General features: G+C 68.6%; 12 protein-coding genes and 1 tRNA gene. 5 read left to right on the plus strand and 8 right to left on the minus strand.

The window, feature by feature from the left end:
* Position 1 precedes the first annotated feature (1 nt).
* From CVUC_RS10400 to CVUC_RS10415, 4 genes are read left to right on the plus strand one after another with little or no spacing between them, the layout of a single operon-like run.
* Positions 2 to 754 (plus strand): ABC transporter ATP-binding protein, encoded by a 753-nt coding sequence (locus tag CVUC_RS10400; RefSeq protein WP_096032493.1) that lies wholly within the window; start codon positions 2 to 4, stop codon positions 752 to 754.
* A complete protein-coding gene (locus tag CVUC_RS10405; RefSeq protein WP_096032492.1) occupies positions 751 to 3207 on the plus strand; it encodes a glycoside hydrolase family 99-like domain-containing protein in 2457 nt (818 codons plus the stop codon). Before CVUC_RS10400 ends, CVUC_RS10405 begins: the two co-directional genes overlap by 4 nt.
* Entirely contained in the window at positions 3204 to 4256 is a 1053-nt protein-coding gene (locus CVUC_RS10410; protein WP_096032491.1) for a glycosyltransferase family 61 protein, read from the plus strand. The genes CVUC_RS10405 and CVUC_RS10410 overlap by 4 nt, the downstream gene beginning before the upstream one ends.
* Before the next feature lie 10 nt (positions 4257 to 4266).
* On the plus strand, positions 4267 to 5451 hold the full coding sequence (locus tag CVUC_RS10415) for a glycosyltransferase family 61 protein (protein ID WP_096032490.1): 1185 nt from the start codon (positions 4267 to 4269) through the stop codon (positions 5449 to 5451).
* 62 nt (positions 5452 to 5513) lie between these two features.
* Here CVUC_RS10415 and CVUC_RS10420 read toward each other — a convergent pair whose 3' ends face one another.
* The 3 genes from CVUC_RS10420 to CVUC_RS10430 all read right to left on the minus strand — a co-directional run bounded on the left by CVUC_RS10420 (position 5514) and on the right by CVUC_RS10430 (position 8430).
* Positions 5514 to 5867, minus strand: coding sequence for a response regulator (locus tag CVUC_RS10420; protein WP_010918516.1), 354 nt, complete (start codon positions 5865 to 5867; stop codon positions 5514 to 5516).
* Positions 5864 to 7009, minus strand: coding sequence for a sensor histidine kinase (locus CVUC_RS10425; RefSeq protein ID WP_012640022.1), 1146 nt, complete (start codon positions 7007 to 7009; stop codon positions 5864 to 5866). Before CVUC_RS10425 ends, CVUC_RS10420 begins: the two co-directional genes overlap by 4 nt.
* A gap of 167 nt (positions 7010 to 7176) precedes the next feature.
* Positions 7177 to 8430 carry a dicarboxylate/amino acid:cation symporter gene (locus CVUC_RS10430; RefSeq protein ID WP_164468269.1) on the minus strand — a complete coding sequence of 418 codons (1254 nt, stop codon included), beginning with the start codon at positions 8428 to 8430 and terminating at the stop codon, positions 7177 to 7179.
* 86 nt (positions 8431 to 8516) lie between these two features.
* Between CVUC_RS10430 and CVUC_RS10435 the strand changes: the two genes are divergently transcribed.
* Positions 8517 to 8593, plus strand: a tRNA-Arg gene (locus CVUC_RS10435).
* Positions 8594 to 8610: 17 nt separating this feature from the next.
* On the opposite strand, the gene CVUC_RS10440 is transcribed toward CVUC_RS10435, so the two are convergent.
* The 5 genes from CVUC_RS10440 to CVUC_RS10460 are packed head-to-tail and all read right to left on the minus strand — an operon-like array spanning position 8611 to position 13619.
* Positions 8611 to 9441, minus strand: a complete 831-nt coding sequence (locus CVUC_RS10440; protein ID WP_010918485.1) for a CheR family methyltransferase — start codon at positions 9439 to 9441, stop codon at positions 8611 to 8613.
* Entirely contained in the window at positions 9438 to 10514 is a 1077-nt protein-coding gene (locus tag CVUC_RS10445; protein WP_096032487.1) for a protein-glutamate methylesterase/protein-glutamine glutaminase, read from the minus strand. The genes CVUC_RS10440 and CVUC_RS10445 overlap by 4 nt, the downstream gene beginning before the upstream one ends.
* Positions 10511 to 10879: a response regulator gene (locus CVUC_RS10450; RefSeq protein ID WP_010918483.1), complete on the minus strand. Its 369-nt coding sequence runs from the start codon at positions 10877 to 10879 to the stop codon at positions 10511 to 10513. Before CVUC_RS10450 ends, CVUC_RS10445 begins: the two co-directional genes overlap by 4 nt.
* On the minus strand, positions 10876 to 11328 hold the full coding sequence (locus CVUC_RS10455) for a chemotaxis protein CheW (RefSeq protein WP_096032486.1): 453 nt from the start codon (positions 11326 to 11328) through the stop codon (positions 10876 to 10878). Before CVUC_RS10455 ends, CVUC_RS10450 begins: the two co-directional genes overlap by 4 nt.
* On the minus strand, positions 11325 to 13619 hold the full coding sequence (locus CVUC_RS10460; RefSeq protein WP_096032485.1) for a chemotaxis protein CheA: 2295 nt from the start codon (positions 13617 to 13619) through the stop codon (positions 11325 to 11327). The genes CVUC_RS10455 and CVUC_RS10460 overlap by 4 nt, the downstream gene beginning before the upstream one ends.
* Positions 13620 to 13652 lie beyond the last annotated feature (33 nt).

Here is a 13652-nt window from a genome sequence, read left to right on the forward strand (position 1 = left end):
GATGACGCACCAGATCAAGCTGACCAACGTCGATCTAGACTACTTCGTCTACAGCCTGCGCTCGCAGTCGCTGCGCAGCGCGGTGTTCAACCTCGCGGTCGGCGGCCGGATGTACAAGGCTGCGGGCGATGTGGCGGCCGTGAAGGCGCTGCACGACATCAATCTGGAGATCAACGAGGGCGACCGCATCGCCCTCGTCGGCCACAACGGCTCGGGCAAGACGACCCTGCTGAAGGTCATCGCCGGCATCTATTCGCCGACGCGCGGCGAGCTGTCGATCGACGGCGACATCACCTCGATGATCGCCATCAACGCCGGTCTCGACATGGAGGCCACGGGCCTTCGCAACATCCACAAGCTGGGCCTGATGCGCCGGCTTTCGCGGAAGGTCATCGACAGCCGCGTCGACGCCATCGCCGAGTTCTCGGGCCTGGGCGACTTCCTGCACCTGCCGGTGCGCACCTATTCGGCCGGTATGCTGGCGCGCCTGATGTTCACGGTGGCCACCGAGTTCGAGGCCGACATCCTGGTGCTGGACGAGTGGCTCAGCGCCGGCGACGCCGCCTTCGTGCAGAAGGCCGCCCAGCGTATGCACCGCATGGTCGAGGACGCCAAGATCATGGTGATGGCCACCCACGACCATGACCTGGTCCAGCGCGTCTGCAACCGCGTCTGCGAACTGCAGGGCGGAAAGATCGCCTTCCTCGGCTCGACCGAGGACTGGCTGGCCTACCGCGAAACCCAGGCCGCATGAGCCGCCTGCCGCCCGGCCTGAAGACCGGCCGCGACGTGTCGGTCACCGGCGTCGATGCGGCCGGGCGCACGGTCCTGACCGCCCGCGACGGCGATCCGCAGATGGTCTGGACGCCCACCCGCGAGGAGCGCAAGGCGCTGCGGGCGGCCAAGGCGGTGCGGATCGACGTCAAGCTTGAGGCGGTCGACGGCAAGCTGGTCGGCCCCGCGCTCTACGCCGACTGGGGCGACGGCTTTTCCGAGGACTCCTATGCCCGCCTGAAGGCCGGTCCGGACGGCTGGTTCGCCTCGCTGCCGGCCCGCAGTTTCCAGCTGAACGGCGTGCGGCTCGACCCGTCCGAGGGCGCCTGCGCTTTCACGGTCGAGGCCTTCACGGTCACCCGCATCGGCGATCTCGGCCGCGATCCGCGCGGCCTGCGCGGCGCGGTCATCCAGGCGCTGAAGCCGATGCTGGGCCCCCTGCGCGGCCCCGCCGGCGCGGCTTGGCGCCGAGGCCGGGCGCTGCTGGCCAAGGGCCGCGTGGCGCGTCCGGCGGGACGCGACGAGGGCGCGGTGGGCGCGACCTACGCCCACGCGATCGCGGTCTCCCGCAACCTGCGCAGCCCGCACTACGCCGCCCCGATCGCCGCCCCGATCACCCTGCCGGCCGAAGCGCCCAAGGTGGTGGCCTTCTACCTGCCGCAGTTTCATCCGTTCCCGGAGAATGACGCCTGGTGGGGCAAGGGCTTCACCGAGTGGACCAACGTCTCCAAGGCCCAGCCGCAGTTCCTGGGTCACTACCAGCCGCGCCTGCCGGCGGATCTGGGCTTCTATGACCTGCGTCAGCGCGAGGTGCTGGCCCAGCAGGTGGATCTGGCCAAGGGCGCGGGCGTCCACGCCTTCTGCTTCCACTATTACTGGTTCGCCGGAAAGCGCCTTCTGGAACGGCCGCTGGACCTGTTCCTGAACGATCCGAGCCTTGATCTGCCGTTCGCCCTCTGCTGGGCCAACGAGAACTGGACCCGGCGCTGGGACGGCGACGAGAGCGACATCCTGATGGGCCAGGAGCACTCGCCGCAGGACGACCGCGCCGTGTTCGAGGACCTGGCGCGCTACATCCGCGACCCGCGCTATCTGCGGGTGGGCGGCAAGCCGCTCCTGGTGCTGTACCGCCCCGAGATCCTGCCTGACGCCAAGGCCACCACCGACCGATGGCGCGAGCAGGCGCGGACCATGGGGTTGGGCGAGCTGCACCTGTTGTGCACCACCGCCTTCGGTTTCCAGGACTATGCCGGCCACGGCTTCGACGGGATCGTCGACTTCCCGCCGCACGCCATTGTCGAGGGCGAGATCACCAACCGGGTCACGCCGCTGCACGCCGGCTTCACCGGCAAGGTCTATGACTATCCCGCCGTGGCCCGCCACAAGCTGGACGAGCTGGAGCAGGTTCCGGCCGCCTTCGTCCCCGGCGTCATGCCCGGCTGGGACAACCAGGCCCGCAAGCCGTGGGCCGGGGTGGCGTTCCACAACGCCGATCCGGAAAGCTATTTCGGCTGGCTGTCGGGGGCGCTGAAGCACGCCGAGGCCAGGCATCCCAAGGGCGAGGCGCTGGTGTTCGTCAACGCCTGGAACGAGTGGGGCGAAGGCGCCTATCTCGAGCCCGACCGCTGGTTTGGCCACGGCTATCTGCACGCCACCCGCACCGCGCTCAGCGCCTGGCTGCCGCGCCTGACCAACGCCCATCCGATCATCGCCGAGGCACAGAGCCAGTTCGCCAAGCGCGCCGACGCGGTGACCTTGCTGCACCTGTTCTATCCCGAACTGATCGACTGGTTCGCCGAGCGCCTGGCCGCCACAGCCGACGTTCTGGATCTGATGATCACCGTGCCGGAGACCTGGAGCGAGGCGGATCTGGCCCGCGCCCGCGCCGCCTTCCCGGCCGCACACCTGGCGATCGCCGAGAACCGGGGCCGCGACATCCGCCCGTTCGTCGAGACGCTGCGCCGCGCCCGCGCGCTGGGCTATTCGGTGTTCTGCAAACTGCACTCCAAGCGCTCGCCGCATCAGGCCAAGGGCGACCAGTGGCGGGCCAAGCTGGTCGAGGGCCTGCTGGGCGGCGAGGCCGCGGCCCTGGCGCTGCGCGCCTTCGCCCAGGACCCGAAGCTGGGCCTGCTGGCCGCCGCCGGCGCGCGGATGCGGGTCGGCGATCCCGACGTCATGGACAACAACCGCGCCGAGGCCGACCGGCTGTCGGCGCGCATGGGCCTGAAGCCGCGCCCGGAGACGCCGTTCGCCGCCGGCTCGATGTTCTGGGGGCGGACGGAAGCCTTCGCCCCCCTGACCGACCTGTCGGATGACGAGATCGCCTTCGGACCGGAGCTTGGTCGCGTCGACGGCACCACCGCCCATGCGATCGAGCGCCTGACGGCCGCCATCGTCGAGCGCGCCGGCTATCGCGCGAGTTTTGAGCTGTGAGCCGGCTCGCTCGCCTCGCGCGTCGGGTCGGGCGCAAGCTGAAGGCCCTGACCCCCACGCCCAAGACGCCCGAACCGCCGTCGCTGCCGTTGATCCTGGACGCCCCCGTCGCCCCGGACTTCACGACGGCGCGCGAGGCTTGGTGCGCGCCCGCCTTCGGCGTGGTGGTGGACGCCGGCGGCCAGGTCCTGGGCGGCGCCGCGCGTCAGGCCCTGGGCTTCAGCCCCGATCTCGCCGCCCTGCCGGGCGTCCGTGTCAGTGAAGGCGGCAGCCGGCTGATCCTGCCTGAAGGTGCGCCTCGCCTGGCCAGGGGCGCCGTGGTCGCGGGCTGGGGCGACTTGCGCAACTATGCCGGCTTCGTCCTGAACACCCTGCCCGCGCTCGTCGAGGCGTCCAAGGCCGGCATCCTGGCCGACCACCCGCTGGTGACGCCGCCGCTGACGCGCTGGCAAGCCGATCTCCTGACGCTGGCCGGGCTGGCCCCGCCGCTGATCAACGCGGCGCCCTGGGTGGTCCTGGACGAGGCCGTGCTCTCGCCGCCCCCCTCCCCGGTCGCGACCCATGCCATGCTCGCCGAGGTGCGCGAGCGCGTGCTGGCGACGCTGGGCCCGGAAAGCGGCGCCCGCCCCAAACTCTATGTCAGCCGCGCCGACGCGATGAACGCGGTGATGGTCGACGAGGCGGGCGTCGAGATCGAACTGGCGGCGCTGGGCTATACGATCGTCCGTCCCGAGACGTCTTCGACGCATGAGCTGATCGGCCTTTTCCGCGAGGCCAAGGTCATTGTGGCGCCGACCGGAACCGTGCTGGCCAACGCCCTGTTCTGCGCGGCCGACGCCCAGATCGTCGAGATCCGACCGCCGGGCGCGAACGGTCTGTGGGTGCGCGACCTGGCGGTGCTCGCCGGCGCGACCTGGCATGGCTTCGACGCACCGGGCGAGAAGGAAGCTCCGGACGCGCCGCTGGATCCGGCCTTGCCGCCCGCCTCGGCGTTCGGCTGGCGCGCCGACGCAGCCGCGCTGCTGGCGTTCCTGGCGCAGCGGAGCTGAGGGCGACCCCGTGGCTTCCTTCATCGATCTTTCGAGCGCGGACCTCTCGCCCCTGTCGGGCGCCCTGCATGGCCCCGACCGCGTGGCGCGCGCCCTGCTGATCCAGGGCGGCGCCCTGGTGCCGCCGCGCCCGATGCTGTGGCCCTGCGCCGGCGACATGCTGAACGGCCTGCACATCCTGGGCGATCTCCACGCGCCCGATGTCGACCTGCTGGTGGCCAAACGCGTGGTGGCCGGCGGCTCCGGCGCGCACCTGAAGCTGGACGACCAGCTCGTCTACGCCGAGGGCGCCTATCCCTATTACGTCCAGCACTGGTACCAGCACGACATTGCGCGCCAGGCCTGGGATTTCGACGCGCCGGTGACGCACCGGCTCGACCGGGCCTTCGTGATCACCCACTTCAACTTCGTCTGGGGTCACTGGCTGACCGAGATGTACCCCAAGCTGTTCGTGATCCGCGCCCTGAACGCGGCGGGGATCACCGCGCCGCTGCTGCTGCCCCGGACGGCCCCCGGCTATGTGGCGCGCATCGTGCGGATGATGCTGCCCGACCAGGAGATCGTCACCTACGACCCGCGCGACGAAGCCGTCGAGATCGGCGCGGCCCTGCTGCCGCACATGCTGAACCGCAACTATGTGTTCCACGACTTCCTGCGCTGGAACCTTGAGCGCGAGGCCTTGAGCTTCACCAAGGGCGGTGACGCGGACATGCTGTTCGTCAGCCGGGGCGGCGTGCGCACGGCCCAGTCCTTCCGCGAGCTTGAGAACGAGGCCGAGATCGAGGGCCTGGCCCAGGAGGCCGGCCTCACCCTGGTGCGCCCCGAGACCCTGGGCTGGGACCAGCAGGCGCGTCTCTTCTCCCGCGCGCGTCTGGTGGCCGGCGAGTTCGGCTCGGGCCTGCACAACGCCCTGCTCTCGCCGCAGGGCTGCCAGGTGGTGTCGCTGAACTGGCTGGTGGAGGTGCAGTCGCGGATCGGCAACTTCCGCCGCCACGACGTCGGCTACATCCTGCCCGCCGACGGCCAGGCCCGGCTCTATTCAATCGAACCCCAGGCCAACCAGCCGTTCACCATCGACCCCGTGGAGTTCCGCCAGAAGCTGGCGATCGCCGTGGACCGAGCCCAGGCGCGCAAGGCCATGGCGGGCTGGGACGACGCCCCCTTCCCCGCCGATACGCCGGAACTCAGGCTGTAGAGATCCAACATCCAGCGCCCCTTTTGAACGCTCTGGATGATCCCATCCCAGGCCAAGGGGTGCTAGCCGATCCGGAAGCGCTCGACGGCCAGGCGCAGCGCGCCGGCGTTGATCGGCTTGGCCAGCACCTGCACCGACTCGAAGCCCGCGCGCGGCAGGTCGCCATAGCCGGTGGCGAAGACGAACGGCACGCCCTGCTCGCGCAGGCGTTCGGCGACCGGAAACACCATCTCGCCGCCGATATTGACGTCCAGCACCGCGCCGTCGGGCGAGGGATGGTCGCGCAGCCAGGCCAGGGCGGCGTCGACGGCGCCGAATGAGCCGGCCACCTCGCACCCCATGTCGCCGAGCATGTCCTCGACCATCATGGCCACCAGGGCCTCATCCTCGACGATCATGACCCGGGCGGTCTTCATGCGGCCAGGCTCATGCGTTCGGAGAGCGGCGCGCGCAGCGTGAAGACCAAGCCCGTGGGCGCGAAGTCGAGCACCGCCTGGCCGCCGAGGTCCCGCGCCAGGCCCTGATGCACCATCTTGGAGCCGAACCCGTTGCGCGTGGGCGGCCCCGACAGGGCGGGCCCACCCTGTTCGCGCCAGATCAGGGTCAGAAGCCCCGGAGCGGTCGCCTTGTCGACGTTCCATTCGATCGCGACCCGGCCTTGGGGGGTCGAGAGGGCGCCATGGCGCGCGGCGTTGGCGATCAGCTCGTGGATGGCCATGTGCACCGACACCGCCGTCTCGGCGCTGAAGGCGACGGCCGGGCCCTGGACCTCGAACCGTCCCGCAACGTCGTCGGCGAAGGTCGCCAGGGTGCGTTGCAGGATCTCCTCCAGTTGCGGACGTCCCCAGGCGCGGCGGGTCAGCAGTTCGTGCGCCTGCGAGAGCGCCAGGATCCGGCTCTCGAACACGTCGGCAAAGGCCTCGGGCGACGGGGTCGTGCGCAGGGTCTGGCGGGTGATCGACTGCACGATCGCCAGGGTGTTCTTCACGCGGTGATCCAGCTCGCGCAGCAGGAAGTGACCGTGCTCGAGCGAGGCGGCGAGGTAGTCATTGAGCCGACCGCTCTCCAGGGCCGAGGCCGTGGCGCGCGCGACCACCTGCAGCTTGCGCAGCACCTCGGGCGGCGGATCATAGGGTCGCGCCCAATAGACGGCGATTGCGGCGATCGGATCACGCGGCCGGACGGGCGCGATCGCCAGGCTCTTCACGAAGGTGGGCCGATAGGCGTCGTGGGGCATGTCGGGATCGGCGTAGATATCGGGACAGACCACAACGCGACCGCTCTTCATCACGCGGCCGGCCACGCACTGGTCCATCGGGAAACGCTTGCCTTTCCAGAGCGGCCCGATCGCGTCCTCGTCGACGTACCAGCACAGGTCCTTGTCACGCATGACGAAGGCCACGCCGTCGGCGTCCAGAATGCGCCGCGCGGCGCCGCGCACCACATCGGCGACCTCGTTGATCGTGCGCGTCGCCGACAGCGTCTCGATCATCTCGATCAGAGTCGTCAGGCCGGTTTCGGCGTCGCCGATGCTGTGGTTGACGTCGAGCTCCCGCATAGCTCCAGTCGCACGATGGTTGTGCCGTGAAACCCTAACATGTAGCCGTCGCTGAACAAGCACGATCACCATGCGCGAATCAGAACGCCACGCCGCGCGAACCTGCGGAAAGTCGCACGAGACGGGGCCTCGCGCCTTGATAAGTCTCAAACTTTCGCCCGGGGGCGTCACTCGGTCGCAGGCGCCCCGCGCAGAACCCGATCCAGCCGCTGTCGGTCCAGCGCCCCTTCCCAGCGCGCCACCACCAGGGTGGCGACGCCGTTGCCGACCAGGTTGGTCAGGGCCCGGCACTCGCTCATGAACCGGTCGACGCCCACCAGGATGGCGAGCGCGGCGATCGGGATGTCGGGCACGACGGCCAGGGTGGCGGCCAGGGTGATGAAGCCCGCCCCCGTCACGCCCGAAGCGCCCTTCGAGGTCAGCATCGCCACGCCCAGCAGCGCCAGCTCCTGGCCCAGCGACAGCGGGGTGTTCGTCGCCTGGGCCAGGAACAGCGTGGCCAGGGTCATGTAGATGTTGGTGCCATCGAGGTTGAAGCTGTAGCCCGTGGGGATCACCAGCCCGACCACCGAGCGGCGGGCCCCGGCGTTCTCCAGCTTCTCCATCATCTGCGGCAGCACCGATTCCGAGGAGCTGGTGCCCAGCACGATCAGGAGCTCCTCACGGATATAGGCCAGGAACCGGAAGATCGAGAACCCGCTGACCCAGGCGATGGCCCCCAGCACCACCAGCACGAACAGCAGCGAGGTGACATAGAAGGTCGCCACCAGCGCGCCCAGCTGCACCAGCGCCTCCACCCCGTACTTGCCGATGGTGAAGCCCATGGCCCCGAACGCGCCGATCGGGGCCAGGCGCACGACGATATGGATGATCCCGAAGAACAGCTTGGACGTCTCGTCCAGCACATGGGCGACCTTCTCGCCGAAGTCGCCCATGCGCACGCAGGCGAACCCGGTCAGGATCGCGATCACCAGCACCTGCAGCAGATTCCCGTCGGCGAAGGCGCCGATGAAGGTGTCGGGGATCAGGTGCAGCAGATAGGCGACCATGCCCTCGCCGTGCTGGGCCTTTTCGACGTAGCCGGCGGCGATCGACGCATCGAGCGTGGCCGGATCGATGTTGAAGCCGGCGCCCGGCTGGATCAGGCGGCCGACGACCAGGCCAATCACCAGGGCCAGGGTCGAGACCACCTCGAAATAGATCAGCGCCTTCACGCCCACCCGGCCGAACGCCTTCATGTCACCCATGCGCGCGATGCCGCCGGCCACGGTGCAGAAGATCACCGGCGCGATGACCAGCTTGATCAGCTTGATAAACCCGTCGCCCAGCGGCTTCAGCGCCACCCCGATCTGCGGCCATATCGCCCCGACCAGCACCCCCAGGACGATCGCGATCAGCACCTGCACATAGATGGACTTCAAATGCCGCACGCGTTCTTCCCCCGCCGCGCGGACGGGGTTCTAACCGCCCCCGTCTTGCGCTATTGACCCTGACCCGCGCGCCGCGCGGCCCGGTAGCTCAGCAGGATAGAGCAGCGCTTTCCTAAAGCGAAGGTCGGGGGTTCGAGTCCCTCCCGGGCCGCCAGGGGCGCCAGTAATCGCTCAGGCTGAGAGCGCGTGCGGCGCGGCGCTGGCGTCGGCCTTGATCCAGCATCCGGCTCGATTCGTCTGCGCGAAGGCGTTCGTCACCCCAAGCGTGGTTTCCGAAGCGCCGAGGAACAGATGGCCGCCGTTCTGCATCTGTCCGGCGACCAAATCCAAGATCCGGCGTCGGGTAGAAATATCAAAATAAATCAGCACGTTGCGACAGAAAACGATGTCGAAACGCCCCAAAGCCCAAGGCGAGTCCATCAGGTTGTGGCGTTTCCAAGTGACCCTGCTGCGAAGCTCATTCTTGGCGCGCCAGGATTCGCCGTCCTTGTCGAAATAGCGGGTGAGCTTCTGAATAGGCAGGCCGCGCTGGATCTCGAAACTCGAATAGACGCCCGCTGCGGCCTTGGTCAGGCAGCTCTGCGAAATGTCGGTGCCGACGATCTCGACGGCGTTCTCGGCGCTAAGGTGCGGCAGCTCATCGCAAAGCATCGCGATGGAATAGGCCTCCTGACCGGTGGAGGCGGCCGCGCTCCAGATTCGGAGGGGGCCGGCCCCTCGGCGCCCTGGATCGGAGAGCAGAGTTCGCAGGACCTCGAAGGGCGTTTGGTCGCGGAAGAAGAAGGTCTCGTTGGTGGTCATCGCGTCCAGGGCGGCGTCGACCACGCGGGCCTCCGGTCTATCCCGGATCGCGTCGATGAGCGCGTCGATATCGGCGTAGCCGCTAGTGCCGGCGATCGGCGCCAGTCGAGTCTTGACCAGATAGTCTTTGGTCTCGTCGATCAGGATACCCGTGCGCCGGTGCAGGAGCTCGGCGAAAAACAGAAGGTTCTGAGGGGTCACGCCACGCTCCGGGCTCTTGACGCTATATAGGGGCCGATCTGATCCAGCGGCAAAACAGCTTCGGCGAGGCCGGCGTTGGCGACCGCCCCGGGCATGCCCCAGACGACGCTGGTCGCCTCATCCTGAGCGATGATCGTCCCGCCGACCTTGGCCAGGACGGCCGCGCCATCGCGCCCGTCACGTCCCATGCCCGTCAGCACGACCCCCAGCACACGGCCTTTCCAGAACCGCGCGGCGGACTCGAACAGAGGGTCAGCCGAAGGACGGCAATAGTTGACCTCGGGTCCTTGATCCAGATGGATACTGGGACCGCCGCCGCCGGCCGCACGGACGGTCATGTGGTAGTCGCCGGGCGCGACATAGATCACGCCGGGCACGATGGGCTCGCCGTTCTGAGCCTCGCGGGCCGTCAGATGCGATATGGGGTCCAACATCTGCGCCAGGGTGCGGGTGAAGCCGGGCGGCATGTGTTGGGCGATCAGAATGGGAGACGTCCAGTCCGCGCCGAGCCCGGCGATAAAGCGACGGAGCGCGGGGGGGCCTCCTGTGGAGGACGCCACGACCACGGCCTCGATCGGACCGGCGGGGCCCGACGAGGGCGGGGCTAGCGTTGGACGCGGCGCGGCTTGGGGCGGCGCGGGCCGCGCGGCGCGCGCGCCGAGGTGACGGACCTTCTCGATCAGGTCCTTCCGGTACAGATCAGCGCCGCCAAGCTTGTTGGCCGAGGGCTTGGCGATGTAGTCGGCCGCCCCCAGATCAAGCGCCCGCAGCGTGACTTCGGCCCCACGCTCGGTCAGGGTCGAGGCCATGATGACCCTGAGGTCGGGCTTGGCCGCCAAGAGCTTGGGCAGCGCCTCGAGGCCCGACATCACCGGCATCTCGATGTCCAGCAGGCAGACGTCGACCGAGGTGTCCGCCAGCTTGCGCAGCGCCTGACCGCCATCGACGGCGATGGCCGCAATGATGAAGCCCGCCTCCTCAAGCCAGCGCGTGACCATCCCGCGGACCACGGCGGAGTCGTCGACAATCATGACCCGCACGGGATGGGCTGTCGCCGCGACGGCGGCGCTCATCGCGCGATACCGGCCATGGCGAGTTTGGCTTCGAGAGCGGGCTCATCGAACGGTTTGAAAATGTACTCGTCGGCTCCCGCCGCCATCGCCTGGGTGATGTGGTCCAGATCGTTTTCGGTCGTACAGAACACGACCTTGGCGTCCCGCCCGGCGGGCGCGGCGCGAAGCGTCTTCAGGAAGGTCAAGCCATCCATCCGCGGCATGTTCCAGTCCAGGAGCACCGCGTCCGGCATGCGGGCCTGGCACGCGTTGAGCGCATCAAGCCCGTCTTCGGCCTCCTCGACCGCATAGCCCATGCGCTCGAGCATGCGCCGCGCGACCTTCCGGATCACCGCGCTGTCGTCGACGACCAGAACACAGGTCATGCTGCGGCTCCATAATGCCCGGTCCCGCCGGTGATCAGTTTCGAGGCGTCCAGCACAACCAGCAGCCCCTCGGGCAGGCGGAACACGCCGGGGATGATTTCGGCCCACCGCACCGGCAAATTGTCCGGGGGCGGAATAAGATCGATCGGATCCAGCTTCACCACCGACTCGACCTCGTCGACGACCAGACCGTAGTGGTCGCCGCCCAGCTCCAGTCCGACCGCCTTGGCAGGCCTGGCGGTGGGGTCGCGCGGTTTCATGGCCAGGCGCGCCCGGGCGCAGACCGCCGTGACGATCCGCCCTCGAAGATTCAACACGCCAATGATTTCCGGCGGCGCCAGCGGCACCGGGGTGATGTTGCGTGGGTAAAACACGTCATGCACCACCAAGGCGTCCAACCCGAAGAGATGGCCGCCGACGCGGAGGGTCACATAGTCCCGCGCGCTCATGCGGCGATCCTTCCATCGGCGTCGCCGCCCGTCGCGCCCTTGGCGTGCTCGGCCAGGGCCAGCAGCATGAAGTGGTCGAGATCCAGCAGCTCGGTCGCCCGCCCGTTGATCAGCGCCACGCCCCGGACGCCCGGTCGACTTGCGGTCAGCTCGATATCGAGCTTGGCCCCGACCACGTCGACGATCTGGTCGACCGCCAGGCCCATGGCGTAGAGCATGCCCTGCACCACCAGCAGCGGCTGCGATCCGCTCTCCATAAAGCGCTGGCCGTCTTCGATCGTGAGCACCGGCATCAACTTGCCGCGATAATCGACCGCAGCGCGATCGCCGATGCGTTGAATGGTGGTGACCGGCGCCTGCTCGAGGCGTGTGATGCGCGAGAGCTCCACGGCTTTCAGCGCGCCTGCGCCGACCCGGACAATGAGCAGGCTGACCAGCTCCGCCGCCTCCGCTTCCGTCCACACCGCGGCTTCGTCGATCGCCTTCTGGGCGCGCGCGGGCATGTCGCCGGCGCGGTCGGACAAGCCGTTGGGATCAATGATCAGCACGACCGAACCATCGCCCAGCAGGGTGGCGCCCGAGAATACGGGAATGGTGCGCAAGACGCTGGCCAGGGGTTTGACCACGATCTCTTCGGTGTCGATCACCTCCTCGACCAGAACGCCGAAGCGGTGCGCGCCCACGCGCATGATCAAGACAAACTTGGCCTCGTGCCGGCGTTCGCGGCCCAGCTCCTCGGAAAGGTCGATGAGCGGGATCAGTTGCTCGCGCAGGCGCAGCATGCGGACGTGCTCGATCTCCTCGAAACGGTGGTCGGAATCGGCGCTGACCTTGACCAGCTCCTGCACCGAGGCCTGCGGGACAGCGAAGCGTTCGCCCGCTGCGCGGATGATCAGCGCCGAGACGATCGCCAGCGTCAGAGGGATCTTGACCGTAACGACGCAGCCCTGGCCCAGGGTCGACTGCAGCTCGATCTGGCCGCCGATCTGTTCGATATTGCTGCGGACCACATCCATGCCGACGCCGCGGCCCGAGACATTGGTGACGACCACCGCAGTCGAGAAGCCCGGTGCGAAAATCAGCCGATGCACCTGGGCCTCGGTCATGGTTTCGGCTTCGGCCCGGCCCACAATGCCCTTTTCGATCGCCTTCTCGCGGATGCGCGCGGTGTCCAGCCCCCGGCCGTCGTCCCGCAGGCGGATCACGATCGCGCCGCCCTCGTGATAGGCTGAGAGGTGGATCAAGCCGGCCTCGGGCTTGCCCGCCGCGCGACGCGCCTCCGGCCCCTCCAGACCGTGGTCGGCGGAGTTGCGGACCATATGGGTCAAGGGGTCGCGGATCTGTTCCAGGACCTGCCGATCCAGCTCCGTCGCCTCGCCCTCCATGACCAGTTCGATGGGCTTGCCCAACTCGCCGGAGAGGTCGCGAACCAGCCGCGGCAGCTTTTTCCAAGCCTGGCCGATGGGCTGCATCCGCGTCTTCATGACGCTGTCCTGCAGCTCTCCGGTGATGGAGGACAGGCGTTGCAGCGGTGGCGTGAAGGTCTCGTCCCCGCGCCCTCGATTGAGCTGCAGGAGCTGATTGCGGGTCAGAACCAGCTCCGAAACCAGCGTCATCATGTCTTCCAGCACGTCGACACCGACGCGGATGGTCTGAGGACCCAGGCTCTCGCTCACCGGGGCTTCGGGCGCGCTGTCGGTTTGGTCCGGTTCGAACGCTGCAGCCGGCGAGGCCGCCGCCGGCGTCTCGACGGGCGGCGCCGGCGCGCCGAAGACCGGCCCTTCGGCGGCCAGGAACGCCGCCTCAAGCTCTTCGAGAGACACCTCGCCCGGCCGCAGCGTACGCTCCGGAGCCGCCACGTCCGCTGCGAGCGGTTCGGGTTCGGCGGCCACGGCCGACTGTTCCGACGGGGCGGCGCCGTCCGAAAACGCCTCCAGCGCCCGGATCAGCGCCGTGTCGTCACCCTCGGGCTCCCGGCCCAGATCGCCGAGCCCGTCAAGGATCATCTTGATACGGTCGATCGCGCTCAGCACGGCCGTCACGGCTTGCGAAGAGACCTGCAGACGCCCGTCGCGGAACCGCCCCAGCAGCGTTTCGCCGGCGTGGGCGATGGCCTCCAGGCGTCCCAGGCCCAGAAAGCCGCAGGCGCCCTTCAGCGTGTGGACGAGGCGAAAGATCTTATCCAGAGCGGCGCGATCCTCGGGCCGCGCTTCAAACCGCACCAGTTCGACATCGATCACCTCGAGCCCTTCGTGGGCCTCGACCAGGAAGTCGGCGATCAGATCATCCATCGCTATCTCCGAAGGCCCTAACCGCGCCGGAGC

Source organism: Caulobacter vibrioides (assembly GCF_002858865.1).
Lineage (GTDB): Bacteria > Pseudomonadota > Alphaproteobacteria > Caulobacterales > Caulobacteraceae > Caulobacter > Caulobacter vibrioides.

What these genes read in the sequence shown, in the direction of transcription:
- CVUC_RS10400 (WP_096032493.1), top strand. Translation starts at nt 2, where the DNA reads ATGACGCACCAGATCAAGCTGACCAACGTCGATCTAGACTACTTCGTC.
- CVUC_RS10405 (WP_096032492.1), top strand. Translation starts at nt 751, where the DNA reads ATGAGCCGCCTGCCGCCCGGCCTGAAGACCGGCCGCGACGTGTCGGTC.
- CVUC_RS10420 (WP_010918516.1), bottom strand. Translation starts at nt 5,867, where the DNA reads ATGAAGACCGCCCGGGTCATGATCGTCGAGGATGAGGCCCTGGTGGCC.
- CVUC_RS10425 (WP_012640022.1), bottom strand. Translation starts at nt 7,009, where the DNA reads ATGCGGGAGCTCGACGTCAACCACAGCATCGGCGACGCCGAAACCGGC.
- CVUC_RS10445 (WP_096032487.1), bottom strand. Translation starts at nt 10,514, where the DNA reads ATGAGCGCCGCCGTCGCGGCGACAGCCCATCCCGTGCGGGTCATGATT.
- CVUC_RS10450 (WP_010918483.1), bottom strand. Translation starts at nt 10,879, where the DNA reads ATGACCTGTGTTCTGGTCGTCGACGACAGCGCGGTGATCCGGAAGGTC.
- CVUC_RS10455 (WP_096032486.1), bottom strand. Translation starts at nt 11,328, where the DNA reads ATGAGCGCGCGGGACTATGTGACCCTCCGCGTCGGCGGCCATCTCTTC.
- CVUC_RS10460 (WP_096032485.1), bottom strand. Translation starts at nt 13,619, where the DNA reads ATGGATGATCTGATCGCCGACTTCCTGGTCGAGGCCCACGAAGGGCTC.